Annotated in this window: 26 protein-coding genes; 22 read left to right on the plus strand and 4 right to left on the minus strand. The window is 71.4% G+C overall.

Translation table 11 applies throughout. The features are described 5' to 3' along the window. Positions 1-287 precede the first annotated feature (287 nt). The 5 genes from EFJ44_RS00945 to dnaQ are packed head-to-tail and all read left to right on the plus strand — an operon-like array spanning position 288 to position 3,880. Complete coding sequence (locus EFJ44_RS00945; protein WP_125255317.1) at positions 288-1,145, plus strand: pyruvate, water dikinase regulatory protein; 858 nt, start codon at positions 288-290, stop codon at positions 1,143-1,145. After that, a complete protein-coding gene (locus EFJ44_RS00950) occupies positions 1,142-1,726 on the plus strand; it encodes a Maf family protein (RefSeq protein ID WP_125255318.1) in 585 nt (194 codons plus the stop codon). The genes EFJ44_RS00945 and EFJ44_RS00950 overlap by 4 nt, the downstream gene beginning before the upstream one ends. Next, positions 1,723-2,520, plus strand: coding sequence for a shikimate dehydrogenase family protein (locus EFJ44_RS00955; protein ID WP_206426848.1), 798 nt, complete (start codon positions 1,723-1,725; stop codon positions 2,518-2,520). Before EFJ44_RS00950 ends, EFJ44_RS00955 begins: the two co-directional genes overlap by 4 nt. Next, complete coding sequence (gene coaE, locus EFJ44_RS00960; RefSeq protein WP_125255319.1) at positions 2,517-3,158, plus strand: dephospho-CoA kinase; 642 nt, start codon at positions 2,517-2,519, stop codon at positions 3,156-3,158. The genes EFJ44_RS00955 and coaE overlap by 4 nt, the downstream gene beginning before the upstream one ends. Before the next feature lie 5 nt (positions 3,159-3,163). Continuing rightward, positions 3,164-3,880 carry a DNA polymerase III subunit epsilon gene (gene dnaQ / locus EFJ44_RS00965; RefSeq protein WP_125255320.1) on the plus strand — a complete coding sequence of 239 codons (717 nt, stop codon included), beginning with the start codon at positions 3,164-3,166 and terminating at the stop codon, positions 3,878-3,880. 42 nt (positions 3,881-3,922) lie between these two features. On the opposite strand, the gene secB is transcribed toward dnaQ, so the two are convergent. Beyond that, complete coding sequence (gene secB, locus EFJ44_RS00970) at positions 3,923-4,423, minus strand: protein-export chaperone SecB (protein WP_125255321.1); 501 nt, start codon at positions 4,421-4,423, stop codon at positions 3,923-3,925. A gap of 174 nt (positions 4,424-4,597) precedes the next feature. Here secB and timA point away from each other — a divergent pair, with 174 nt between their 5' ends. Together timA and EFJ44_RS00980 are read left to right on the plus strand one after the other, a co-directional pair. Then, complete coding sequence (gene timA / locus EFJ44_RS00975; RefSeq protein ID WP_125255322.1) at positions 4,598-5,218, plus strand: TIM44-related membrane protein TimA; 621 nt, start codon at positions 4,598-4,600, stop codon at positions 5,216-5,218. After that, positions 5,215-6,312, plus strand: a complete 1,098-nt coding sequence (locus EFJ44_RS00980) for an MltA domain-containing protein (RefSeq protein ID WP_125255323.1) — start codon at positions 5,215-5,217, stop codon at positions 6,310-6,312. Before timA ends, EFJ44_RS00980 begins: the two co-directional genes overlap by 4 nt. Here EFJ44_RS00980 and EFJ44_RS00985 read toward each other — a convergent pair. Both EFJ44_RS00985 and EFJ44_RS00990 read right to left on the minus strand, forming a co-directional pair. Further along, entirely contained in the window at positions 6,281-6,862 is a 582-nt protein-coding gene (locus EFJ44_RS00985) for a rhomboid family intramembrane serine protease (RefSeq protein ID WP_164511818.1), read from the minus strand. The genes EFJ44_RS00980 and EFJ44_RS00985 overlap by 32 nt on opposite strands. Before the next feature lie 134 nt (positions 6,863-6,996). After that, positions 6,997-8,547, minus strand: a complete 1,551-nt coding sequence (locus EFJ44_RS00990) for a helicase HerA-like domain-containing protein (protein WP_125255325.1) — start codon at positions 8,545-8,547, stop codon at positions 6,997-6,999. Positions 8,548-8,657: 110 nt separating this feature from the next. On the opposite strand from EFJ44_RS00990, the gene EFJ44_RS00995 reads away from it, so the two are divergent. The 15 genes from EFJ44_RS00995 to EFJ44_RS01065 all read left to right on the plus strand — a co-directional run bounded on the left by EFJ44_RS00995 (position 8,658) and on the right by EFJ44_RS01065 (position 24,851). After that, a complete protein-coding gene (locus EFJ44_RS00995) occupies positions 8,658-9,788 on the plus strand; it encodes an AI-2E family transporter (RefSeq protein ID WP_125255326.1) in 1,131 nt (376 codons plus the stop codon). 311 nt (positions 9,789-10,099) lie between these two features. Then, positions 10,100-10,939 (plus strand): outer membrane protein, encoded by an 840-nt coding sequence (locus EFJ44_RS01000; protein WP_125255327.1) that lies wholly within the window; start codon positions 10,100-10,102, stop codon positions 10,937-10,939. A 146-nt stretch (positions 10,940-11,085) separates the two neighbouring features. Beyond that, positions 11,086-15,993 (plus strand): NAD-glutamate dehydrogenase, encoded by a 4,908-nt coding sequence (locus EFJ44_RS01005; RefSeq protein WP_125255328.1) that lies wholly within the window; start codon positions 11,086-11,088, stop codon positions 15,991-15,993. Positions 15,994-16,013: 20 nt separating this feature from the next. Then, the gene (locus EFJ44_RS01010) at positions 16,014-16,472 is read left to right on the plus strand and encodes a universal stress protein (RefSeq protein ID WP_125255329.1); all 459 of its coding nucleotides are present in this window, start codon (positions 16,014-16,016) and stop codon (positions 16,470-16,472) included. Between the two features lie 84 nt (positions 16,473-16,556). Beyond that, positions 16,557-17,120, plus strand: a complete 564-nt coding sequence (locus tag EFJ44_RS01015) for a NifU family protein (protein WP_125255330.1) — start codon at positions 16,557-16,559, stop codon at positions 17,118-17,120. Positions 17,121-17,168: 48 nt separating this feature from the next. Beyond that, positions 17,169-17,777, plus strand: a complete 609-nt coding sequence (locus tag EFJ44_RS01020) for a helix-turn-helix domain-containing protein (protein ID WP_125255331.1) — start codon at positions 17,169-17,171, stop codon at positions 17,775-17,777. A gap of 69 nt (positions 17,778-17,846) precedes the next feature. Beyond that, a complete protein-coding gene (locus tag EFJ44_RS01025; RefSeq protein ID WP_164511819.1) occupies positions 17,847-18,188 on the plus strand; it encodes a helix-turn-helix domain-containing protein in 342 nt (113 codons plus the stop codon). Between the two features lie 19 nt (positions 18,189-18,207). Further along, complete coding sequence (gene tsaB / locus EFJ44_RS01030; RefSeq protein ID WP_125255333.1) at positions 18,208-18,885, plus strand: tRNA (adenosine(37)-N6)-threonylcarbamoyltransferase complex dimerization subunit type 1 TsaB; 678 nt, start codon at positions 18,208-18,210, stop codon at positions 18,883-18,885. Beyond that, complete coding sequence (locus tag EFJ44_RS01035) at positions 18,882-19,307, plus strand: GNAT family N-acetyltransferase (RefSeq protein WP_125255334.1); 426 nt, start codon at positions 18,882-18,884, stop codon at positions 19,305-19,307. Before tsaB ends, EFJ44_RS01035 begins: the two co-directional genes overlap by 4 nt. A gap of 29 nt (positions 19,308-19,336) precedes the next feature. Beyond that, the gene (locus EFJ44_RS01040) at positions 19,337-19,819 is read left to right on the plus strand and encodes a Fur family transcriptional regulator (RefSeq protein WP_125255335.1); all 483 of its coding nucleotides are present in this window, start codon (positions 19,337-19,339) and stop codon (positions 19,817-19,819) included. 42 nt (positions 19,820-19,861) lie between these two features. Beyond that, a complete protein-coding gene (gene miaB / locus EFJ44_RS01045; RefSeq protein WP_125255336.1) occupies positions 19,862-21,277 on the plus strand; it encodes a tRNA (N6-isopentenyl adenosine(37)-C2)-methylthiotransferase MiaB in 1,416 nt (471 codons plus the stop codon). 2 nt (positions 21,278-21,279) lie between these two features. Beyond that, complete coding sequence (locus EFJ44_RS01050) at positions 21,280-22,272, plus strand: PhoH family protein (RefSeq protein ID WP_125255337.1); 993 nt, start codon at positions 21,280-21,282, stop codon at positions 22,270-22,272. Next, entirely contained in the window at positions 22,269-22,730 is a 462-nt protein-coding gene (gene ybeY / locus EFJ44_RS01055; RefSeq protein ID WP_125255338.1) for an rRNA maturation RNase YbeY, read from the plus strand. Before EFJ44_RS01050 ends, ybeY begins: the two co-directional genes overlap by 4 nt. 65 nt (positions 22,731-22,795) lie before the next feature. Beyond that, positions 22,796-24,337 (plus strand): apolipoprotein N-acyltransferase, encoded by a 1,542-nt coding sequence (lnt, locus tag EFJ44_RS01060; protein ID WP_206426863.1) that lies wholly within the window; start codon positions 22,796-22,798, stop codon positions 24,335-24,337. 103 nt (positions 24,338-24,440) lie between these two features. Continuing rightward, on the plus strand, positions 24,441-24,851 hold the full coding sequence (locus EFJ44_RS01065) for a helix-turn-helix domain-containing protein (protein WP_125255340.1): 411 nt from the start codon (positions 24,441-24,443) through the stop codon (positions 24,849-24,851). A 6-nt stretch (positions 24,852-24,857) separates the two neighbouring features. Here the strand turns inward: EFJ44_RS01065 and EFJ44_RS01070 are convergent, their stop codons facing one another. Next, positions 24,858-25,349: an S-type pyocin family protein gene (locus EFJ44_RS01070; RefSeq protein WP_125255341.1), complete on the minus strand. Its 492-nt coding sequence runs from the start codon at positions 25,347-25,349 to the stop codon at positions 24,858-24,860. Between the last annotated feature and the right edge of the window lie 14 nt (positions 25,350-25,363).

A 25,363-nucleotide genomic window follows, 5' to 3' on the forward strand; every position in this document is an offset into this window, starting at 1 on the left:
GAGGGTTAATGAAGCCTTAACGTCGCCGCGCGGCGGGGCGTCGGGCGTGCCGCGCGCCTGTGGGCGATTGACCCCTCGTTGGAGGTTTCCCCAGGCAGGCGAACCTGCGGCGGTCCCCCGTGGACAATTCGCGGTCAGGCGCGCCGATCGTCCCCGGTCATCCCCGCTCGCCCCCCGCCGGGCGCTCGGCTATAGGATTCCTTGACCGAAACCCCGCGGACGGCGCCCCGATTGCCCCAGGATTTCTCCCCAGGATTCCCTCGAACCTTCCCCGGAGGAGCGAAGCGGTGACGCCGGCCCGTCCGGGCCGGCTGGCCACCTACTTCCACGTCCACCTGGTCTCGGATTCCACCGGGGAGACGCTGAACGCCATGGCCAAGGCCGTGACGGCCCGATTCGACGGCATCATTCCGATCGAGCACATCTATGCCCTCGTCCGGTCCTCGAAGCAGATGGACCGGGTGCTGGAGGAGGTCGCGGCGGCGCCCGGCGTGGTCCTGCACACCCTGGTCGACGCCGAGCTCAGGTCCCAGCTGGAGCAGGGGTGCCGCCGGCTGGACATGCCTCAGATCGCCGCGCTGGATCCCCTGGTGGGCGCCCTTTCGCGCTATCTGGGCGCGGCCCTGTCGACGCGCGTCGGCGCGCAGCACGCGCTGGACCATGAATATTTCAACCGCATTTCGGCGCTCGACTTCGCCATGGCCCACGACGACGGCCAAGGCACCACCGAGCAGCTGGAACAGGCCGACGTGGTGCTGACCGGCGTCAGCCGGACGTCAAAGACCCCGACCTGCATCTATCTGGCCCACCGGGGCATCCGCGCCGCCAACGTGCCGCTGGTGCCGGGCCAGGAGAACGGCGAGCGCCTGACCACGCTGAAGCGTCCGCTCGTGGTGGGCCTGACCGTCTCGCCCGACCGGCTGGTGCAGATCCGGCGCAACCGTCTGGAGGGCCTGAACGCCGACCGGGCCTCGTCCTACGTCGACCACGACGCCGTCCGGGAGGAGACCGTGAAGGCCCGGCGCGCCTTCGAACGGCGCGGCTGGCCCGTCATCGACGTGACGCGGCGATCGGTGGAGGAGACGGCGGCGGCGGTGGTCAATCTGCTGCAGGAACGCCGGGCGCGCGGCGAGGCGCCCCGATGATCGTTCTCGCTTCCGCCAGCGCGACGCGACGACGCATCCTCGAGGACGCCGGCGTGGACTTCGAGATCGACCCGGCCGACGTCGACGAGACGGCGTACAAGACCCCTGAGGCCCGGCGCGATCCGGCCGCGCTTGGCGTGACCCTGGCGCAAGCCAAGGCGCTGGACGTGTCCCGGCGGCGTCCGGAGGACTGGGTGATCGGTTCGGACCAGATCCTGGCTTTCGACGGCGGCCTCGTCTCCAAGGCGCGGTCCATGGAAGAGGCGCGGGGCAGGCTGGAGGCCATGCGCGGGCGGGAGCACGTGCTTTGGTCCGCGGTCGCCCTCGCCCGTGCCGGTCGGATCGTCTGGTCGGACCGTGAGCCGGCCACGATGACGATGCGGCACTTCTCGGACGCCTTCCTCGACGCCTATCTGGCCGCCGAGGGCGAGGGTCTGCTCGCCTCGGTCGGCTGCTACCGGATCGAGGGACGCGGCGCCCAGCTGTTCGCACGGGTCGAGGGCGCCCAGGCGACGATCATGGGCATGCCCCTTTGGCCGCTGCTGGAAGCCCTGCGGACGAACGGGGCGCTGCCGTCATGATGCTCGGCGGAGTCGTCGGTTGGCCGATCGGCCATTCGCTCAGCCCCCTGATCCACGGGTCCTGGCTGTCGGCTGCGGGCATCAAGGGCGTCTACCAAGCCTTGCCGGCGATGGACGAACCGGCCTTCGACGCCCTGATCGCACGCGGCAAGGCGGGGATGTTCCGGGGACTGAACGTCACCGCGCCGTGGAAAATGAGGGCGTTGCGGGCCGCCGGGGCGGGGGCCTCGGACATTGCCCGGCGGGCCGGGTCGGCGAACCTCCTGACCTTCCAGGACGGACAGGTCCACGCCGACTCCACCGATGGAGAGGGCCTTCTGGCCGCCCTTGGGGAGCAGGCGCCTGGCCTGAAGCTGGCGGGAGCTCCGGTGAGCGTGCTGGGCGCGGGCGGCGCGGCGCGGGCCGCGGTCGTCGCCCTTCAGGGGGCCGGGGCCCAGGTGGGCGTGGTGAACAGATCCGCCGAGCGCGCGGCCCAGCTGGTCGCAGCGATGGGCGTGACTCATCAGACGACGGAGCAGCTGCGTCTGGCCGACCTGGTGGTCAGCGCCCTGCCGGTCGATCCGGGACTGGACGTGTCGATCCTGAAGCCCGGCGCCGTGGTCATGGACATGGGCTATCGTCCCCTTCACACGCCGCTGCTGGCCGCGGCGAGGGACCGCGGCCTGACGATCGTCGACGGCCTGGCCATGCTGATCGGGCAGGCGAAACCGTCCTTCGAGGCGATCTACGGCGTTCCGCCGCCGGCCGTCGACGTGCGCGCCCTCTGCCTGAGGGCGCTGGGCGTCGCCACATGATCGTGCTCGGCCTGACCGGATCGATCGGCATGGGGAAGTCGACGACCACGCGACTGTTCGCCGGGGAAGGCGCGGTGACCTGGAACGCCGACGAGGCCGTCCACGCCCTCTATGCCCGCGGCGGCGCGGCGGTGGGGCCGGTCGGCGAGGCCTTTCCCGGCGTGGTGGTGGACGGGGCGGTCGACCGCGACCGGCTGGCCGGAGCCCTGGGCGACGACCCCGACGCCTTCCGCAGGCTGGAGACGATCGTCCATCCGCTGGTGGCGCAGGGTCGTCTGGCGGAGCTGGAGGCGGCGCGTGACCGGGGCGAGACGCTGGCGGTGCTCGACATCCCCCTGCTGTTCGAGACCGGCGGCGACCGCGCCGTCGACGCCGTGGTGGTGGTCACGGCCCCGCCGGAGGTTCAGGCCGAACGGGTGCTGTCCCGCCCCGGCATGACGCGCGAGCGCCTCGACGCCATCCTGTCACGACAGACGCCGGACGCGGAGAAGCGGGCCCGGGCTGACTTCGTCGTCGACACCTCACGTGGGATCGACGCCGCGCGCGCGCAGGTCCGGGAGATCGTGGGGACGGTTCTTGATCCGGCGTGGACGCCGCGGCGGGCCGGCCTTCCTTCGGACTCCGAACCGGGTCAGTAAGAGGCATGGCCCGCGAGATCGTTCTCGACACCGAAACCACCGGCTTCGATCCGAAGACCGGCGACCGCCTGATCGAGATCGGCTGCATAGAGATCGAGGATCTGCTGCCGACCGGGAGGACCTTCCACCGCTACGTCAATCCGGAGCGGCTGATCCCCGCGGGCGCGATCGCCGTGCACGGCATCACCGACGACAAGGTGAGGGACGCCCCGAAGTTCCGGGAGATCATGGCGGACTTCCTGGAGTTCGTCGGCGACGCCCCGATCATCGCCCACAACGCCAATTTCGACCGCGCCTTCGTGGAGTGGGAATGCACGAACTGCGGCGGGGAGATCATCCCTGCGGAGCGCTGGATCGACACGCTGCAGCTGGCCCAGCAACGGTTTCCGGGCATGCCCAACTCGCTGGACGCCCTCTGCCGGCGCTTCAGGATCTCGTTGACCGAGCGGACGCTTCACGGCGCCCTGATCGACGCGCGCTTGCTGGCCGAGGTCTATCTGGAACTCAAGGGCGGCAAGGCGCGGAAGCTGGACCTGTCCATGGCCGCCGCGGTGACCGCGACCGCCGAGGTCGGCGGCGCGACGCACGGCGCGCGGCCGCGCCCTCTGGCTCCGCGCCTGAGCGGGCTCCAGGTCGCCGCCCACCGGCTCTTTCTCGAGACCGAGATCAAATCCACGACCCTGTGGGACGCGGTCACGGGCGCGGAAGAGCGCGCGGCCTGATCCGGCGGCGAGACGGCGCGCGAGCGAAAGGGCTGAAGAAGGTCAGGCCTGCGCCGCCGTGCGCTCCATCTCGGCGCGGCGCTGCATGTAGATGGCGGCGAAGTCGATCGGCTCCAGCAGGAACGGCGGCGTCAGGCCGCCGTCCGAGGTGGACTTGGCGATGATTTCGCGCGCGAACGGGAACAGATAGCGCGGGCATTCGATCAGCAGCATGGGCTCGATGTCCTGCTCGGCCACGCCCATCAGCTGGAACAGGCCGCCGTAGACCAGTTCGACCGCGAAGATCGGGCCGGAGTCGACCGACGCCTTGACCGACAGCTTCAGGTCCACCTCGAACAGGCCGTCCTTGCGGCCGACGGCGTTCATCTCGACGCCCATGTCGATCGCCGGCTTGCCTTCCGCGCGCAGGCTTTCCGGCGCCTTGGGATTCTCGAACGACAGGTCGCGCACGTATTGCGCCAGAATGCGGAAGCCCGGCGCGGCCGGCTGGCCCTGGGTCGGTTGCTCGCCGTTGGTCGGGGTCGAGGGCGTGGCGTCGGTCATGGGTCGCGGGCATCCGGAATGTGGCGGCGGCGTGGCGGCCGCCGGAAGGCGCGGCGACTATCATGCGCGGCGTCCGGTCGCAACGCCGTCGGGCGGGCCGGCGTGGGTGTGCCGCTTGCCCCACCCCATATGACCGCCTAATCCTGCCCCCTCCCCCGCCTTCAGGGATGCCCCGTGCCCGTCCAGTTCCAGATCGTGCTCTTCGCGGTGATCGCCGCCTTCGTCCTGTTCCAGCTCTATAACGTGCTCGGAAAGAAGGTGGGCCGTCAGCCCGAGGACGACGTGCGGGCCCAGCCCGTGCCCGCGTCCCCGGCCGCCGGCGCCCCGCCGCAGGCCCCGCCGGTCGACAGCCACACGCTCGCGGCCATCCAGGGCCTGAAGGCCCGCGATCCGGGTTTCGATCCGCACCGTTTCCTAGAGGGCGCCCGCACCGCCCACGACACCATCGTCCAGGCCTATGCCACGGGCGACCGCGAGGCGCTGAGGCCCCTGCTGGCACCGGCCGTCATGGCTTCGTTCGAAGAGGGAATGAAGGCGCGCGAAGCCCGCGGCGAGACCGACAGGGTCGAGTTCGTGCATCCGCCGCGCGCCGATCTTGAGCTGGCCACGGTCGACGGCGATCGGGCGGTGGCCCGGGTTCGCTTCCTGGCCGAGCTGCGCTCGATCTCCGCCGGCGAGGGTCGCGAGGACCGCATCGAGGAGCGCCGCACCGCCGAGATCTGGACCTTCCAGCGTCCGCTGGGCGCCAACGACCCCAACTGGGTTCTGGCCCGGGTGGAGCCCGCCACGGCGTGATCCGCCGGCTCCTTCCGCTGCTGGGCCTGCTCGCCGCCGCGTGCGCCACGGCCCCGCCCGCCCCGTCACCGCCGCCGGTCGAGCGACCCGTTCCGCTCCCGCCGACGGGCCCGGCGGTCGAACCCGGTCCGGCGTCGCGACCCCTGCCGGCCGGGTCCGTGCCCCTGTCGGTCCTGCCCGGCTGGGCGCGCGAGGATCACGCCGCGGCTCTGCAGGCCTACGGCGCCGGATGCCGGCCAGCCGCCGATCCGATGTGCGAGAGCGCCCGTGCCGCCGCCGCGCAGAACCCCTCGCGTGAACGGGCCAGGGACTGGTTCGAAGCCAACTTCGCCGCCGTCGAGGCGCGCACGCCGGACGGATCGCCGGGCCGCCTCACCTCCTATTTCGCGCCGGAGTATCCGGCCCGCCGTTTCCCGGACGCCGAGTTCTCGGCCCCCGTCCTGCCGCCTCCGCCCGGCTGGCGTCGCGGCGACGTCGGCCCGACGCGGGCCGAGATCGAGGCCCTGCCGGCGCCGCATGCGCTCGCCTTCATGCGCGCCGAGGACCTGTTCTTCATGCAGATCCAGGGCTCCGGCTACCTGACGTTCGAGGACGGGACGCGCGCCCGCGCCGCCTATGCCGCAGATAACGGGCAGCGCTTCGTCGGCATCGCGACGCCCATGGCCGAGCGCGGCCTCTTGCCCCGCGACGGCACGTCGGGCGAGGCGATCCGCGGCTGGCTGGCGGCCAACCGGGGCGACCGGGCGGCCGAGGTCATGGCCCTGAACCCCCGCTACATCTTCTTCCGCATGGACCCGGACGACGGCGGCCACCCGGCAGGGGCCGCCGGCGTGCCCCTGACCGCGCGGCGCTCGATCGCCGTGGACCCCGCCTACTGGACCTACGGCACGCCGGTGTGGATCGAGGCCGACGCCGGCAATCTGGTCGGCGCCCGCTCCGGCTATTCCGGCCTGGTCATGGCGCTGGACACCGGCTCGGCCATCCGCGGCCCGGTACGCGCCGACTTCTACATGGGCCGCGGCGACGCGGCGGGGGACGAGGCCGGGACGGTGCGGCATCCGCTCAGGATGTGGCGGGTCGTTCCTCGTCCCTGACCTTGGGCACGAACAGCGGCGCCGCAAGCAGCCCGAGCAGGAAGCCGCCGAGATGGGCTTCCCACGCCAGTCCGCCCGCGCCGCCCTGCGACCGCGCGAGCGCAAACAACAGACCGAAAAGCACCCCGTTTGAAATCGTGAAGTCACGCAGGCCGAGAAGGACCTCGCGTGACGCCAATGGCCTGAGACGCCGACTCTCAAGATCGGACCGGACGAGCAGACCCCAAAGGCCGCAGATCGCGCCGGAAGCTCCGACCATCGGCAGGCCGTCGTCGGCGTGGATCGCCAGATACGCCGCAGCGGCGGCCGCAGCAGAAGCGACCAACAACGCGACGTACCGCAACCAGCCCGCGGACCTGCGACCGAGCATCATTCGGACCGGCAGCGACATGGACAGCAGCGCCCCACAGTTCATCCAGAGGTGCCAGTGACCAGCATGGGTCGCCGGGTGAGTCAGAAGAACCCACCATCTGCCGTTCGACAGCGCCTCTCGCGACACGCCCAGCGCCGCAGGGCCGCCGATGAACCATTCCCCGACGTACGCGGCCACCAATGCTGCGGCCGTCAGAAGGCCGGGCAGCCCCCCTGCCCGGACGTCTTCGGCCAGAAGAGCACGCCAGCTCAACGGACCTAGTCGGCCGCTTGCGGCACGCTGGAGCGTGGTCGGCCGGCCGGCGTGATGACTCACCGCCGCTTCAGCCCACCCAGCACGCCCCGCAACAGTTCCCGCGTGATCGTGCTGCCCGCCGTGCGCAGCACGGACTTCGTAAGCGCCTCCACCGGGGTCTGACGGTTCGATCGGCGGGCGGGCGCGCGAGCCCGTTCGGCCTCGCGGTCCAGTCGGGCCTGTTCCTTCTCGCGGGCGGCGGCGGCCTTCTCGGCTTCCTTCGCGGCGGCCGCGTCGGCCCTGGCGCGGGCCTCGGCCAGTTTGGCGTCGGCGGCGGCCTGGTCGGCTTCGCCACGGCGGGCGGCCAGGACTTCCTCGGCGGACTCGCGGTCGACCGGGGTGTCGTACAGCCCGCGCACGGGGCTCGAGGCCATGATCCGGGCACGCTCAGCGTCCGTCGCCGGGCCCAGGCGACTGTCCGGCGGGCGGATCTTCGTGCGGCCGACGACGCGCGGCGCGCCCTTCTCGTCCAGCGTCGAGACCAGCGCCTCGCCGACGCCCAGACCCTGGATCGCCTCGGCGGTGTCGAAGGCGGGGTTGGGGCGGAAGCTCTGCGAGGCGGCCTTCAACCCCTTCTGCTCCGACGGGGTGTAGGCCCTCAGCGCGTGCTGGATGCGGTTGCCCAGCTGGGCGAGCACGCTGTCGGGGATGTCGGCCGGGTTCTGGGTGACGAAGTAGACCCCGACCCCCTTGGACCGGATCAGCCGCACCACCTGCTCGACCTTCTCGCGCAGGGCGGCGGGCGCGTCGGTGAACAGCAGGTGCGCCTCGTCGAAGAAGAAGACGAGACGCGGCCTGTCCGGATCGCCCACCTCCGGCAGCTGTTCGAACAGCTCGGACAACAGCCACAGCAGGAAGGCGGCGTAGAGACGCGGCGAGTTCATCAGCCGCGTCGCGTCCAGCACGTTGACCTGGCCCCGCCCGTCCAGAGACGTCCTCAGCATGTCCTCCAGCCGCAGGGCCGGCTCGCCGAAGAAGGCGGCCCCGCCCTGCTGCTCCAGCTGCAGGATCGACCGCTGGATGGCGGCGATTGAGGTCGGCGCCACGTTGCCGACCTCCCGCCCGATCCGCCCGGCGTTCTCGCCGACGTGGGCCAGCAGGGCGCGCAGGTCGTCGAGGTCGAGCAGCAGCAGACCCTCCTTGTCGGCGACGTGGAAGACCACCGACAGCACGCCCTCCTGCACCTCGTTCAGGTTCAGCATGCGCGCCAGCAGCAGCGGGCCGATCTCCGAGATCGTCGTGCGGATCGGGTGGCCCTTCTGCCCGTACAGGTCCCAGAACACCGTGGGCGCCGCCCTCGGCGTCAAGGTCAGACCCATCTCCTGCGCCCGGGCAAGCAGCTTGTCGTTGGGGCTGCCCGGCATGCAGATGCCCGACAGGTCGCCCTTCACGTCGGCGCAGAAGACGGGCACCCCGGCGTCGGAGAACCCTTGCGCCATGATCTGGAGGGTCACGGTCTTGCCGGTGCCCGTCGCGCCCGCCACCACCCCGTGCCGGTTGGCCCGGTTCAGCAGCAGCGTCTCGGGCCGGTCGGACTGGCCCAGGAACAGGGCGGGGGCTTCGGTCATGCGGCGTCCTTTCAGGAACCGCGACGGTTCCGCGGCGCTCATGCTTCACCGGGGCGGACCGGGGATCAAGGCCCGTTGACGCCGCCCCGCCGGACCTTGACCATATGCCGATGAAACCGCCCACCGTGATCCCCGCCTCGGCCGTGTCGAGAAACGCCCTTGTGGTGATCGCCGCCGTGGCCGGGTGCTGGGCGGTCTATTGGCTTCGGGACATCCTGACGCCGCTGGCCATGGCCATCTTCCTGCTGATCATGATCGGCGGGATGCAGCGCTGGCTGGAACGGCACGCGCGCCTGTCGCCCCGCTGGGCGGGCGCGGCGGCGCTGATCCTCGTGATCCTCGGCTTCTTCGCCTCCATCGCCATCATTCTGGACGGGGCGCTGGGCTTTTTCGGCGAGGCCTCCGGCGTGTCCCAAAGGATCGGGCCGCGGCTGGACCAGATCCTGACCGACGCCTACGCCCTCGTCGGACAGACCGAACCGCCGACGGTGACGGAGCTGCTGTCGCAGCTGGACCTGCGCGCATGGATCGGTCAGGCGGCCATGCAGGTTCAGAACGTCCTGACCGGCTCGGTCTTCGTCCTGATCTACCTCGCCTTCCTGCTGGCGTCGCAGTGGGGGTTCCGGCGGAAGCTGGTCGGCATGTTCCCCGAACGGAAGGCGCGCACCGAGGCGATGGAGGTGTTCGAGCGCGTCCGCGGCGGCGTCGAGGGCTATCTGTGGGTCCAGACCGTGACGGGCCTGATGATCTGCGCGGCCGCCTGGATCCTGATGCGGGCGGTGGGGCTTCAGAATTCCGAGTTCTGGACCTTCGTCATCTTCGTGGTGGGCTTCATTCCGGTGCTGGGCGGCGCCATCGCCGGCCTCGCTCCGCCCCTGTTCGCCCTGGTGCAGTTCGAGAGCTACTGGCCCGCCATGATCCTGCTGATCGGGCTGCAGACCATCCTCTTCATCTCCGGCAACATGATCCAGCCGCGCATGCAGGGCGACAACCAGAACATCGACCCGGTGGTGGTGCTTCTGTCGCTGGCCTTCTGGGGCAAGATCTGGGGCGTGGTCGGCATGTTCCTGTCCACGCCTCTGGCGGTCATGGCCATGGCCATCCTGGCCGAGTTCCGGGGCAGCCGCTGGATGGCCATCCTGCTGTCAGGGGACGGCGAGCCCTATGCCGACGAGGCGCCGCCGGCCCGCGACGACTCGCCGCGCCCGCGTCGGGGAGCGAAGGGCGCCGGCGGGGCTTGAACCGGGGCGGTCGCTTCCCACATCCGCATCATCGCCGCGGTTCCCTCCCCTCCACCCGCGGCGCATACAAGGCCGGCGCCTCCCTCCCCCCTCCCGGCGCCGTCCCGGCAAAGGCCGTCGAAGTTCGCTTCGGCGGCCTTTCGCATGACGGTCCCCGATCACCCTTGTGGCGATTTGGTCACACGGCCGCGCCGTGTGCGGCAGACCGGCGATCGCCCCGGAACGGCCACGGTGATGGCCACGTTGAGGCGCCGTGGGAGGGCTCCACACCATGAGGCGCGACCCTTCGTGCCGGACTCTCAGAGGATTTCATGAAGATCAAACATGCCGCCGCCGCCCTGGCCCTGATGGCCGCCGCCGGCGCCACCCCGGCCCTGGCCCAGTCCGCTCCCGACTGGAGCGGCTTCTACGTCGGCGTTCACGGCGGGTTCCTGGACAGCCACGAGGACAAGAACGAGACGCTGGTCTTCGACCGCGACTTCGACGGCGCCTTCGACGACACCGTGGTCCTGAGCGGCTCGGGCGCCGACGCCTTCAGCCCGGGTTTCTGCGCGGGCCAGTCTTCGAACACCACGCCGGCCGGCGTTTGCGACCGTGACGGTTCCGGCGTCGCCGGCGGCGCCCGTGTCGGTTACGACATGCAGTTCGGCAACTGGGTCGTCGGCGCGGTGGCCGAGATCCAGGGAGTCGACGCCGAGGATTCGGTGACCGGCTTCAGCACCACCCCGGCCCGCTACTCGTTCACCCGGAACCTGGAGCACACCGCCGGCCTGCGCCTGCGCGCCGGCTACGCCATGGGTCCGGCGCTGTTCTACGGCACCGGCGGCGTCGCTTACGGCAAGATCGAGAACAAGTTCATGACCTCGAACGGCGCCAACAGCTTCACCGTCCGGACCGACGAAGACGACGCCGACGGCTTCCAGTACGGCGGCGGCGTGGAGTGGCGTCTGGCCCCGAACCTGACGCTGGTCGGCGAGTACCTGTACACCGACCTCGAGGCCGGCGACTACGTCGTGCGCGCCGGACCGGGCACCGCCCCGGCGACCAACCCGTTCATTCTGCCCCCGAACACGGCCGGCACGGACATTTCGCGGTCGAACCCGGACTTCAAGACCCACGAGTTCCGTCTGGGCATGAACGTCCGCTTCTGATTCACGACCGAACGCGGAAGGGCGCCGGATCCGGGAAACCGGGTCCGGCGTCTTCTTTTTGCGCCCGGCCTTCCCCTTTCCCGACGCCCGCTCTAACCATCGGCCAAAGAGCGGTCGGGAGGACCGCGTCCGACAAGAGAGCCCCCATGGCCGCCCAAGCCGAAGCCGCCCCGACGTCCGCCGAACGGATGGAGGCGCTGGCGCGGGACTTTGCGCGCGCGGGGGGCGGCGCGGTCGGCGCGCTGGAGCGGGAGTTCCTCTCCCAGGCCCTGGAAGACTGGTCGGCCGACGAGACGCCGGAGATCGGTCTGGCGGACCTCGGCGCGGTTCTTGCCGGCGTCTGGACCGCGACCGCCGTGCGGAAGTCCGGAGAGCCGCCGCGGGTCGCGATAGGGCCCCTGGCCGGGGCTGACGGCCGGGCGACGGGCTTCGACCTGATCCACATCGTTCAGGACGACGGACCTTTCCTCGTCGACAGCATCATGGGCGAACTGGCCGACGCCGGGGTGTCCGTCCGGGCGATGTTCCATCCGGTGACCGCCACCGCGCGTGACGCGCGCGGCGCCCGGATCGGAGCGACGACGCGCGAGTCGGTGGTGGTGGTGGTGGTGGATCCGCTGCCGCAGGAGCGTCGCGACGCGCTGAAGGCGGGCCTGATCGCCACGCTCGAGGACGTGGGCGCCGCCGTGGGCGACCACGCCGCCATGAACGCCGCCATGTCGGGGGCGATCGACCACCTGCGCACCGGCCCCAAGGGCGTGGATCCCTCCCTGGTGGCGGAATCGATCGCCTTCCTCGAGTGGCTGAACGCCGACCACTTCGTCTTCCTCGGCGCCCGCGACTACGACTATCCGCGCGACGAGACGGGCGCCTACCAGGCCGAGGCGCCGCTCTCCCAGGCGCGCGAGGGTCTGGGGGTCCTGCGCGACCCCGAGCGCACCGTCCTGCGCCGTACGAACGAGCCCGCCGTCCTGACCGGCGCGATGAAGCGCCAGATCGACCTGTCGGACCCCGTCACGGTGGCCAAGGCCAACGCCCGGTCGCGGGTGCACCGCCGGGCGTACATGGACTACGTCGGCGTGAAGCGGTTCGGTCCGGACGGCCGGCCCTCGGGCGAGACCCGGTTCGTCGGCCTGTTCACGGCCGAGGCCTACGACCGGCAAACCTCGGAGGTGCCGTTGATCCGGCGCAAGGTCGCCAACGCCCTGACCCGGGCGGCCAAGGCCGAGGGCAGCCACAGCCACAAGCGCCTGAAGAACATCCTGGAAACCTATCCCCGGGACGAGCTGTTCCAGATCCGCGAGGACGAGCTGCTCGACATCGCCCTGGGCATCCTCCACCTGCAGGACCGGCCGCGCATCCGCAGCTTCACGCGCAAGGATCCGTTCGACCGGTTCGTCTCGGTGCTGGTCTTCATCCCCCGCGACCGTTTCCACGCCTCGGTGCGCGAGCGCATAGGCCGCATCCTGGCCGAGGCCTGGGGCGGACGCCTGTCGGCCTGGTACCCGGAACTGTCGGACAACCCGCTGGTCCGCATCCACTACATCATCGGCGTGACGCCCGGCGCGCACGCCAGCCCGGACATGGCCGAGCTCGAGCATCGGATCGCCGAAGCCGGCCGCGGCTGGAAGGATCGCTTCGAGGGAGCCCTGCGCGCAGCGGCGGTCGACGACGTCGGCGTGGGCCCGCTCAGCGAGCGGTGGGCCGAGGCCTTCGGCGCCGGCTATCGGGACCGCTACGACGCCGCCGAGGCGGTGCGCGACCTGCAGGCCTTCGACCGCCTGAACGACGACGGCGCCGTGGGCCGGGGAGAGCCGGTCGGCGTCCGCGCCTTCCGCAACCCCGGCGACACCCCGCTGCAGTTCCGGTTCAAGCTGTACCGGCGGGGCGGGGCCGTGCCCCTGTCCGACATCCTGCCGATCCTCGCGGACATGGGGTTGAAGACGCTGGAGGAATGGGGGCACGCGGTGAAGCCGCTGGGCGAGGAGCCGGTTCACGTTCACGAGTTCCTGCTGGAGGATCCGCGCGGAGAGTCGCTGACCTTCGACGCCGTCGCCGGACCCTTCGAAGCGGCGGTGCAGGCCGTTTGGAGCGGTCTGACCGAGAGCGACGGCTTCAATCGTCTGGTGCTGGAACTGGGCGTCGGCTGGCGTGAGGCGGCGCTCATCCGCGTCCTGGCGCGCTATCGTCAGCAGAGCGGTCTCGATCCCAGCCAGGCGGTGCAGGAGGAAGCGCTCGTCCTCTATCCCGAGGCGGCGAGGACGCTGCTCGAACTGTTCGCGGCCAAGTTCGACCCGACACGCGGTGAAGTGGCCGCTCGCGAGGCCGAGGTCGGTCGCCTGAACGACCGGACGTCGGCGCTCCTGCAGGGCGTGAAGAGCCTGGATCACGACCGCGCCCTGCGCCGCATGGCCGCCCTGATCGGCGCTATCAAGCGGACGAACTTCTTCCAGAGCGCCGCCGACGGCGGGCCGAAGCCGCACATCTCGATCAAGGTGGCCTCGCGCGAGCTCGACGACCTGCCTCTGCCCAAGCCCTATCGCGAGATCTTCGTCTGGGCCCCGCACGTCGAGGGCGTGCACCTGCGCTTCGGCCCGGTGGCCCGCGGCGGCCTGCGCTGGTCGGACCGGCGCGACGACTTCCGCACCGAGGTTCTGGGGCTGGTGAAGGCGCAGCAGGTCAAGAACGCGGTGATCGTGCCCGTGGGATCCAAGGGCGGCTTCTACCCCAAGAACCTGACGGCCATGGTCCGCGCCGGCGCCGACCGCGACGCCCAGCAGGCCGAGGCCATCCGCGCCTACAAGACCTTCCTGTCCGGATTGCTGGACGTGACCGACAACATCGCCGCCGACGGCGCGGTGGTGCGTCCCGCGCAGGTGGTGGCCTGGGAAGACGACGACCCCTATCTGGTCGTCGCCGCCGACAAGGGCACGGCCACCTTCTCCGACATCGCCAACGGCGTCTCGGCCCAGTACGGCTTCTGGTTGGGCGACGCCTTCGCGTCGGGCGGCTCGGTCGGCTACGACCACAAGGCCATGGGCATCACCGCCCGCGGCGCCTGGGAGGCGGTCAAGCGCCACTTCCGCGAGATGGGCAAGGACATCCAGACCGAGCCCTTCACCGCGGTGGGCGTCGGCGACATGTCCGGCGACGTCTTCGGCAACGGCATGCTGCTGTCGAAGGCGACGAAGCTGGTCGCCGCCTTCGATCACCGGGACGTCTTCCTCGATCCGGATCCCGATCCGGCGACGTCCTGGGCCGAACGCGACCGGCTGTTCCAGTTGCCGCGCTCCTCCTGGCAGGACTACGACCGCTCGAAGATCTCGAAGGGCGGCGGCGTCTTCTCGCGCGGCGACAAGTCGATTCCGTTGTCGCCCGAGGTCCGCGCCCTGCTGGGGGTCGAGGACGAGGCGCTGGACCCCCCGTCTCTGATGAAGGCCATCCTGAAGGCGCCGGTCGAGCTGCTCTACCTGGGCGGCATCGGCACCTATGTGAAGGCGCCTCACGAAACCGACGCCCAGGCCGGCGACAAGGCCAACGACGCCCTGCGCATCGACGGGAACGACCTGCGGGTGAAGGTGGTGGGAGAGGGCGCCAACCTGGGCCTCACCCAGGCGGGCCGCATCCACTTCGCCCTGTCGGGACGCGGCGCGGGCGGCGGGCGGATCAACACCGACGCGATCGACAACTCGGCCGGCGTGGACACTTCGGACCACGAGGTGAACATCAAGATTCTGACGGGGTCGGCGATCATGTCCGGCGCGCTCAGGCCCGAGGACCGGGACGCCCTTCTCGCCTCGATGACCGAAGAGGTCGGGCTGAAGGTGCTTCGGCACAACTACGATCAGACGCTGGCCCTCACCCTGCAGCAGGCCGAGGGGGCCGACGCCCTGGATTCTCAGCAAGGCTTCATGCAGGCGCTGGTCGCCAAGGGGCGGCTCGATCGCCGCGTCGAGGGCCTTCCCGACGACCTGAAGCTGGCCGAGATGAAGGCCACCGGATCGGCTCTGACCCGGCCCGAACTGGCGGTGCTGACCGCCTATTCCAAGATCGAGCTGTTCGACGAGATCGTCGCGTCGGCGGCGCCGGACGACCCCTTCTTCCACGCCACGCTGGTGAACTATTTCCCGGCGGCCCTGCATGGCTTCGAGACGGAGATGCGCGGCCACCGCCTGCGACGCGAGATCGTTTCGACGGTGCTGGCCAACGACATCGTCAACGCCTGCGGCGCCACCTTCCCGCTGCGCCTGCGCCAGAGCGCCGAAACCGGCGCGGGGCCCATGGTCCTGGCATTCGCCGCGGCGCGCCGCATCTTCCGCCTCGACGAGGCATGGGACGCGGTCTCGGCCCTGGACCTGAAGATCCCCGCCGACGCCCAGACGGCGCTGTACCGAGAGATCGCCCTGGTCATGCGCCGCCAGACCTTCTGGCTGACGCGTCGCGCGGCGCGCGCAGGCAGCACCGTGCAGGGGCTGATCGACGCCTATCAGCCCGTCGCGGACGCCCTGAGGCCACACGGCGGCGAAGTGCTGTCGCGCTTCGAGCAGGCGCGGCTGCAGGCCCGCATCGACGCCTTCCGCGCCGTGGGCGCGCCGGACGGTCTGGCGCGGTCCGTCGCCCTGCTGCGCCCGACCGTCGCCACCGCGGACATCGGCGACCTGGCCGGGGAGGCCGGATGGGACGCGCCGTCGATGGCGCGGCTGTATCACCAGGTCGGCGCCGCCTTCGACTTCGATCGGCTGCGCGCCGCCGCGGGGGGGGTGCCCTCGCACGACCGCTTCGACCGCATGGCGGTGCGCCGCCTGATTCAGGAGCTCAAGGCCGAGCAGCTGGACCTTACGCGCGCCGTGGCCCGCTCGTGCGACGCCTCGTGCGGCAAGGACGAGTCGACGGCGGAGCAGGCCGTCGACGCCTGGATCGGGCCGCGTCTCTCGATCGTCGAGGGCGTTCGCGCCTCGGTCGACGAGATCGAGGCCTCGGGCGCCGGCTGGACCTTCGCCAAGCTGACCATCGCCAACGCCACCATCCGGGAGATCGCCGCAACCGCGCGGTGACGCCGACAGGGGAGGGGCCGATGCCGCGCAAATTTCTGGTCGTCGCCGACGAGAGCCCGGAGTTCGACGCCGCCCTGCGCTATGCCGCGCGCCGGGCACGGTCGACGGGCGGACGCGTGGCCCTGCTGCGCGTCGTTCCGCGCGGTTCCGACGCCCACTGGGCCGGCGTGCGCGACGAGATCCAGCGTGAGTTGCGCGAGGAGGCCGAGCGGCTCTTGAACCGGCTCGGGCAGGAGGCGCAGGAGCGGTCGGGCGCCGCCCCCCAGTTCCTGATCGAGGAAGGCGAACCGGTCGAGGCCATCCGCCGCGCCGTCGAGCAGGACCCGGAGATCAAGATCCTCGTCCTCGCCGCGGCCACCGGCGGGAGGGGCCCCGGTCCTCTGGTCACGGCCGCCATCCGGGGCTTCGGCGGACGCAAGCTGCCCGTGACGATCGTGCCGGGCGAGCTCAGCGACAAGGACGTCGAGGACCTGGCCTGACGCCGGCCCTGAGGCTCGCGTCGCCGGGGCCCGCTGATTGACGGCGGGGTTGAACGCGCGGCCGTCCGGGCGCATCTGCGGGCCATGTTCATCCAGACCGAGCCCACCCCCAATCCCGACGCCCTGAAATTCCTGCCCGGCCGCGTCGTGGCGGAGGGAGCGGGCATGGCGTTCGACGACGCCGCCTCGGCGGCGGCCTCGCCTCTGGCGCACGCCCTGTTCGGCCTGCACGGCGTCGCGGGCGTCTTCTTCGGCCCGGACCACGTCGCCGTCACCCGGTCGCCCTCCGGTCCCGACTGGACCCAGCTCAAGCCGCACGTGCTGACCACCATCATGGATCACTTCATGTCGGGCGCGCCGCTGCTGCGAGAGGGCGCGACGGGCGCGGACCACGCCAGTTCGGACGCCGACGACGAGATCGTCGCCGAAATCAAGGCTCTGCTCGATTCCCGGGTGCGCCCCGCGGTCGCCCAGGACGGGGGCGACATCCTGTTCGAGGCGTTCGATGCGGAGACCGGCGTGCTCACCCTGCGCATGCGCGGCGCCTGCGCCGGCTGCCCCTCGTCGACGGCGACGCTGAAGGCCGGGGTCGAGCAGATGATGCGCCACTACGTGCCGGAGGTGACGGCCGTCGAGGCCGCCGCCTGACGGATTGAAACGCTTCCGTCGCGCGGCGACGCGCGGCATGATGCGGGCATGGGCGGATTCCGCGGCGACGAACGGGCGACGGAGGAGGCGCGGCGGCTGGGCGAAGCTCTCGCGCGCCTGCGCCGGGAGGCCGGCCTGAACCAGGCCGAGGCGGGCGCCCGCGCCGGCATGACCGGGCAGGGCTGGGGTCTTTACGAATCGGGCAAGCGGCCCGGCCTTTTCCGGCCGGACGTCCAGCGCCGCCTGACGCTGGCGCTCGGCTCGGATCCGGAAGGTCTGGCTCGCGCCACCGCGGGGAACGAGCCGCGGCCCCGGCCGGCGGCGTCGGGCGTCGAGAGCGCCGGACGCGGCTTTCGTCCGGAAGCCCGGGGGCCTGCGGCCCCGCACCTCTCCCAGGTCGTCCTGACCGACGACTGCCTCGACCCGTGGGCCGGGGCCGGCACCGTGATCGACTATGATCCCGACCGGTTTCCCCGGCGCGGCCAGGGATGCGTGGTCGAGACCGCCGACGGCGGGACGTCGGTGTGGATCTTCGACGGCGCGGACGCGGAAAGACTGCACCTGCGCGGCGGAAGCGGGGGGCTGACCGACGCGGTCAGGCTGGACCGGAAGACGGTCAGCCGCGTCTGCGCGGTCGTGGCCCGGCGCGACGGATGAAACTCTTTCGTTGCAATCTTCGCGTGTCTGTGAAACGTCTTCGTCTCAATCCTGACGATGGAGCGGCTCATGGGCGCGCGCGACAGCACGGAGATCGACCGCGCCCTGGGGGGGCGACTGGCGGCGCGACGGGCCGCCCTGGGCATGACCCGTCTGCAGGTCGCCGCGGCGGCGGGCGTCAGCGTCCAGCAGCTGGCCAAGTACGAGGCCGGCGCGAACCGCATACCGGCCTCGCGGCTGGTGCTGCTGGCCGAGGCGCTGGGCCTGCCGGTCGGCGCGCTTCTGCCGTCGCGCGAGTCGGCGTCGGCGGCCGAACGCGACGGGGCGCTGTTCGACCGTCTGGTCGCGCGCATCCCCGACCCGGCCGTGAGAACCGCGCTGATCGGTCTGGCGGCCTCGTTGGCGGAGTGACCTCGGCGGGATGCTACCGATGAGGCTGCTGGTCATCGACACGGCGCTGGGTCTGTGCACGGCCGCGGCGTCCGACGGCGGCCGCATCGTGGCCCGGTCCGAACCGATGGCGCGCGGACATCAGGAAGCGCTGGCGCCCCTGGCCCGGGCCGTCATGGCCGAGGCGGGGCTCGCGTTCGGGGACCTGGACGGGATCGGGGTCACCGTGGGGCCGGGATCCTTCACGGGCCTGCGCGTCGGCCTGGCCTTCGCCCAGGGACTGGGCGCGGCGGTGGACCGGCCGGTGGTCGGCCTGTCGACGCTGGACGCGCTCGCCGCCTCGGCGGAGTCCGACGACGGCCCGGTCGCCGCGATCGTCGACGCGCGACGGGGCCAGGTCTATGCGCGGCTGTTCGCAAGCGACGGTTCCCCCCTGGACGCGGCCGAGGCCACGCCCCTGACGGCGCTCGGGGGCCGGCTGGACCAAGCGGGGGCAGCGGGTCGGCTGGTCGGGACCGGCGCGCGCCTCGCGGCCGAGGCGGCCCCCCTCTGGACAGCCCTCGATCTTGCCGGGCCGACGCCGCGGGCGCTGATCCGCCTGACCGAACGCGCCCTGTCGCGCGGCGAGTTCGGCGCGCCCAGGCCCCAGTACCTCCGTGCGCCGGACGCGACCCCGCCCACGCGCCTGCCGGGCCAACCGCGCCCGGTCCGCCGATGACCCCCGACGCCGCTCGTCTGGCGGAAATCCACGCGGCCGCGTTCGACGTGGCGTGGGACGCCGAGGCGTTGCGATCCCTGATCGATCGGCCCGGCGCCCTGCTGGAGGCGGAGGCGGAGGGCTTCGTCCTCATGCAGATCGCCGGCGACGAGGCCGAGGTGATCACGCTCGCGGTCCGCCCGTCGGCGCGTCGTCGCGGCCACGCGCGAGGTCTCATGGCCCGCGCCTCGGCGCGCGCCGCCGGAGAGGGCGCGACGCGACTGTTCCTCGAGGTGGCGGAGGACAACGTGGCCGCCCGCGCGCTCTACGCCGATCTCGGCTTCACGGAGGCCGGGCGTCGGCCGCGCTACTATGCCCGACCGGACGGCTCCCGGGCGGACGCCCTGCTACTGGCTCTCAACTTGACTGGAGCGCTTCCCTAGGAGGCGGGGCGCCCCTATTCTCGCCGGTCATGGACCGGATCGAGAAACTCTGCGCCGAGCGCGGCATGCGCATGACCGAGCAGCGGCGCGTCATCGCGCGCGTGCTGTCCAGCGCCGAGGACCATCCGGACGTCGAGGAGCTTTACCGCCGCGCCTCGGCCATCGACCCGCACATCTCGATCGCCACCGTCTATCGCACCGTGCGCCTGTTCGAGGAGGCCGGCGTGGTCGAGAAGCACGACTTCGGCGACGGCCGCAGCCGCTATGAAGAGGCCGGCGACGACCATCACGATCACCTGATCGACACGCGGACCGGCGAGGTCATCGAATTCTTCGACGCCGAGATCGAGCGGCTGAAGACCGAGATCGCCAAGCGGCTGGGCTTCGAGCTGGTCGGCCACAAACTGGAACTGTACGGGAAGGCCATCCCGGGCGCCTCGCCCGAGGACCGCGAAGGTCTGGTCTACAAGCGCCACGCCGCGAGGGTCGATCCCGGATCGGTCGACGCCTGACCGCGCCTTGCCGTCGCCCGGTTGGACGACCATAAGCCCAGCATGACCGAGACCCTCGCCCCGCCCCCGGTCGAGCCGGCGCCCAGGCGCCTGTTCATCAAGACCTATGGCTGCCAGATGAACGTCTATGACTCCGAGCGCATGGCCGACGTCCTGCGCCCGCTCGGCTATGCGCCGACCGAGACGGTGGAGGACGCCGACTTCGTCATCCTGAACACCTGCCACATCCGCGAAAAGGCGGCGGAGAAGGTCTACTCCGAACTCGGCAAACTTCGGATTCTGAAGGAGGAGAAGGCCGGCGCCATGACGATCGCCGTGGCCGGATGCGTCGCCCAGGCCGAGGGCGAGGAGATCATGAAGCGCCAGCCGGCGGTCGATCTGGTGGTCGGGCCGCAGGCCTATCACCAATTGCCGGAATTGCTCACCCGCACGGCGCGGGCACGAGGCGAGCGGATCGGCGCCGACTTCGCCCCCGACGACAAGTTCGACGCCCTGCCGCAAGCGCGCGGCGTGCAGGGGGTGACGGCCTTCCTGACGGTGCAGGAGGGCTGCGACAAATTCTGCACCTTCTGCGTGGTGCCTTACACGCGGGGGGCCGAGTGGTCGCGGCCGGTCGCGGCGGTGGTGGCCGAAGCGCGGGAGCTGGCCGCGCGCGGCGTGCGGGAAGTCACCCTGCTGGGCCAGAACGTCAACGCCTATGACGGCGCGGGCGCGGACGGCTCGCCGTCCAGCCTCGCGCGGCTGGCGTTCGAGCTGGCGGAAATCCCTGGGCTGGACCGCATCCGCTACACCACCAGCCATCCGAACGACTTCAGCGACGATCTGATCGCCGCGCATCGCGACCTGCCGCAGCTGATGCCTTATCTGCACCTGCCGGTTCAGTCGGGATCGGACCGCATCCTGCGCCTCATGAACCGCAAGCACGGGCGCCAGAAGTACTTCGACCTGATCGACCGCATCCGCGAGGCGCGGCCGGACCTGGCGCTGTCGGGCGACTTCATCGTCGGTTTCCCCGGCGAGACCGACCGGGACTTCGAGGACACGATGGATCTGGTCCGGCGCGTCGGTTACGCGAGCGCCTTCTCCTTCATGTATTCGCCGCGCCCCGGCACTCCGGCGGCGACCATGGCGGCCCAGGTGTCCGACGACGTCTCGCGCGCGCGGCTTCATGCGCTGCAGGCCCTGCTGACCGGACAGCAGGTCGCGTTCAACGCCGCGCAGGCGGGCAGGACGCTCCCCGTCCTGTTCGAACGGAAGGGGCGGCATGGCCGCCAGGCGATCGGCCGCTCGCCGTATCTTCAGTCGGTGCACGTCGAGAACGCCGCCCATCTCATCGGCCAGGTCGTCCCCGTGCGCATCCTCCGGGGCCAGCAGAACAGCCTGACCGGCGAACTGATCGCGGAAGGCCACGTTTCGTCGCCCGGGGCCGCGCGGGCCCGACCGACGGGAGACGCGTGACCTTGGCCAGAGACACCGAATTCCTGGCGCTGGGCGACGACGCCCTGCGCGCCGTGGTGGGGCCGGGGAGCCGGCACCTGGCGCTGATCGAAACCGCCTTCAAGGTGTTGATCGAGGCTCCGGGCGGCGGCGTGACCGTGAACGGGAGCCCGCGCGACCGGGCGCAGGCGAAGCGGGTCGTCAGGACCCTGGCCGAGCGCGCAGAGACGGGCGCCGAGATCACGGAGGCCGACGTGCGCACCGCCCTCGGCGCCGCCGTCGCGGCTCCGCGCCCGGACGGCGGGCGCAAGGCGGACAAGGCCGTGGCGGCGGCGGTCGCCCTGCCGGTCGGCCGGCGCGGCGCCATCGCGCCCAAGACGGCCGCCCAAGCCGAGTACATGTCGATGCTGGGCCGTTGCGAAGTCACCTTCGGCGTCGGGCCGGCGGGCACCGGCAAGACCTTTCTCGCCGCCGCCTATGGCGCGTCGCTGTTGCGGCGCGGCGAGGTCGACCGGCTCGTCGTCACGCGACCGGCGGTCGAAGCGGGCGAAAAGCTGGGCTTCCTGCCCGGCGACCTGAACGAGAAGGTCGATCCCTATCTCGCCCCGATCTGGGAGGCGCTGAACGACATCCTGGGCGCCGACGACGTCCGCCGTCGCCGCGACAAGGGCGAGATCGAGGCCGCGCCCATCGCCTTCATGCGCGGCCGGACGCTGAGCCACGCCTTCGTCATCGCCGACGAGGCGCAGAACCTCACCCGCCTGCAGATGAAGATGGTGCTGACCCGTCTGGGCGAGGGCGCGAGGATGGTCGTCACCGGCGACCCCAGCCAGATCGACCTGGTCAACACGCGGGATTCCGGTCTGGCCCACGCCCTGCGCATCCTCGAAGGCGTCGAGGGCATCGGCGTCCAGCGCTTCCTGGCGCAGGACGTGGTGCGCCATGCCATGGTCGAGCGCATCGTGCGCGCCTACGACGCCGACGCGGCGCGGGGCCGCGGAGAGGACGCCCAGTGAGCCTCCATGCGATCGACGTCGAGATCGAGGCGGGGAACTGGAGCGAGATCGCCGACGTCGAGGCGGTGGTGACGCGAGCGGCGGTCGCGGCGCTGGGAGACGCCGGGGGCGCGGTCACGATCCTGCTGACCGACGACGCGGCGCAGGGGGAGCTCAACGCCCGCTTCCGCGGTCGTGACCGCGCGACCAACGTGCTCAGCTTTCCCGCCCCGGAGAGCGCCCGGCCGCATCTGGGCGACGTGTCGCTGGCGTGGGAGACCTGCCGGGCCGAAGCCGAGGCGCAGGGGAAGGCAGCCGCCGACCACCTGAGCCATCTGGTCGTCCACGCCCTGCTGCACCTTCTCGGGCGAGACCACGTCGACGACGCCGAGGCCGAGGCCATGGAGGCGGAAGAGCGCACGATCCTTGCAGGGCTCGGGATTCCGGACCCCTATCGTGCCGAGGCGAACCAGACGTGACCGAACCCGAAGCCCGGACGGCCTCGCGCCGAACCCGCTCCCCTGCAGGGACGTGGGGCTGGGCCGTGCGCGTCGTGCTGGCGCTTCTGGCCGGCGCCGCCGCCGCCTTCGCGCATCCGCCGTTCGGCGTCCTGCCCGGGCTTCTGGGTTATCCCCTTCTGCTGATCCTGGCCGAACGGTCGCGGACCGTGCGCGGGGGGTTCTGGATGGGGTGGCTGGCGGGTTTCGCCTATTTCGCCGTGGGCTGCTGGTGGGTGGCCGAGGCCTTTCTGGTCAATCCGGCCCAGGCCTGGATGGCGCCCTTCGCCGCCAGTCTGCTGCCGGCCGGGCTGGGCCTGTTCTGGGGCGGGGCGACGGCCCTGCATCGCCGGTTCGGCGCGGGGGGCGTGCGCGGCGTCCTGTCCTTCGCCGCCTTCTTCTGCGCCATGGAGTGGCTGCGCGGCCACGTGCTGACGGGCTTCCCCTGGAACCCGGCCGGGGCGACGTGGGAGGCGGGGTCGGCCCCGTCCCAGTTCGCCGCCGTGGTCGGCGTCTACGGACTGGGCCTTGTGACGGTGCTGGCGGTCTGCGCCTTCGCACCCCTTCTGGGACCGGGGCCGCGGAAGCTCCGCGTCGGAGCCGCGGTCGCGGGCTTCGCGACGCTGGCGGCGCTGTTCGTCGGCGGGGCGATCCGGTTGACCGGCGCCGAGGTCCGGGCTTCGGGAACCATCGTCCGGGTCGTTCAGGCCGACGTGGATCAGGAGTCGAAGTGGTCGCCGGAGGCCTATCGCGACATCGTCCAGCGCTACGTCGCCCTGACGTCGCGGCCGGGCGCGCGTCTGCCTGACGTGGTCGTGTGGCCCGAGGGCGCGCTGCCCAACATCGCCAACGCGGTGTTCGCCCCGGGGGCGTGGGAGGCGCAGGCCATCGCCCAGTCGCTCCAGCCGGGCCAGACGCTGCTGGCCGGCCTCAGCCGCGGCGAGCCGGATCCGTCGTCGTCCAGGGGCGGGCGATACTTCAACAGCCTGATGGCCCTGAAGCGCCTGCCGGGCGATCAGGGCATGCGGATCGAGGACGTCTACGACAAGCACCGTCTGGTGCCGTTCGGCGAGTTCCTGCCCGCAGGCGCCCTGATGAGCCGGCTGGGGGTGCGCAGCCTGGTGCACGTGCCTGCGGACTTCAGTCATGGCCCGCGGCCGCGGACGCTGGAGCTGGAGGGCCTTCCGAACGTCCAGCCGTTGATCTGTTACGAGAGCCTGTTCCCGGGCTTCGTCGGTCGCCGGAGCGGCGCGGCGTGGATCGCCAACGTCTCCAACGACGCCTGGTTCGGCCGAACGTCCGGACCGCTCCAGCACCTGAACCTGGCGTCCTACCGCGCCATCGAGACCGGCCTTCCGGTCGTGCGCGCCACGCCCACCGGCACGTCGGCCGTCATCGACCCCTGGGGCCGCGTGGTCGGCGACAAGCGGCTGGACCCCGGCGAGAGCGGCGTCATCGACGCGGCCCTGCCGCAGGCTCTGACCGCGACGCCCTATGCCCGGGTGGGCGACCTGCCCTGGCTGGCGGGAATTCTCGCCGCCCTCCTGATGGGCCTTCGGCCCCGCCGCCCGGCCGTCGCCGCCTCCTGAATCTCAACGTCGGCCAGCGTACAGAACGGCCATTTTTCTCCGTGACAGGGGCTGTCGAGGGGCGCATTCAACTTTGAACCGCAACTCAGCGGTGGAGGCCGTCATGGCGCGAGGCAAATCCGTGGAAGACGGTCCCCATCCAGTGGACCGGCACGTCGGGCGCAGGGTGTGCGAGAAACGCATCGCCCTGGGCTATAACCAGAGCGACCTCGGTCGCGCGGTGGGCGTGACCTTCCAGCAGATCCAGAAGTACGAGAAGGGCGCGAACCGCATCTCCGCGTCGAAGCTGTTCGAGATCGCGCGCTTCTTCCATACCGACATCGGTTACTTCTTCCAGGGCTTTCAGGGCGCCGGTCAGTCCGGCGTGGCGGAAGAGGGGGCCGGGTTCGACCACGACTTCCCCGCCACCCGTCAGTCCGTCGAGATCGCCCGTCTGGTCCCCCAGCTTCCGCCGCAGAAGCAGAAGCTGGCCCTGGACCTGATCCGCGCCCTCCACGCCGCGAAGGACGACTGACGCCCGTCAGTCCGCCCGGCGACGCCCGAACGTCGGCGCGGCGGTCTTCTGCTCCGCCCAGTAGGCGGCGCCCTCGCGCGGCTTGAACATGGTGCGCGCCGACCCGTTGCGGTCGACCACGGCGAAGGTGTTGGTCGAGGCCTGATATAGAAGAACGTCGCCGTTCGGCCGCTCGGCCCGCTCCACGTCCGCGGGCGGATTGCGTGTGAAAGCCGTCACCTTGGCGAGATAGTCTTCGGCCGACGTCGCCCCGAAGTCGGCGCCGTTGCGCTCGTAGAGGCGCTGAATCTTGGCGTCGACCGTCTCGCGCCGGTTGGCGGTGATCGGCGCGACCTCGACCTTGGCCACCGTCTCGGCCGACGCCGTTTCGCCGGTCGCCCCCGTCTGGGCCACGCCCGACGCGTCCGCGGCGCGATCGCGCGTTTCGACCGCCGAAGCTCCATCGTCGCAGGCCGAAAGCGCCAGAGCGGCGCAGGCCGTCAAAAGAAGTCCCCTCATCCAACCCTCCGTTG

Origin of the sequence: Brevundimonas fluminis (assembly GCF_003934285.1) — a bacterium.
Taxonomy (GTDB): domain Bacteria; phylum Pseudomonadota; class Alphaproteobacteria; order Caulobacterales; family Caulobacteraceae; genus Brevundimonas; species Brevundimonas fluminis.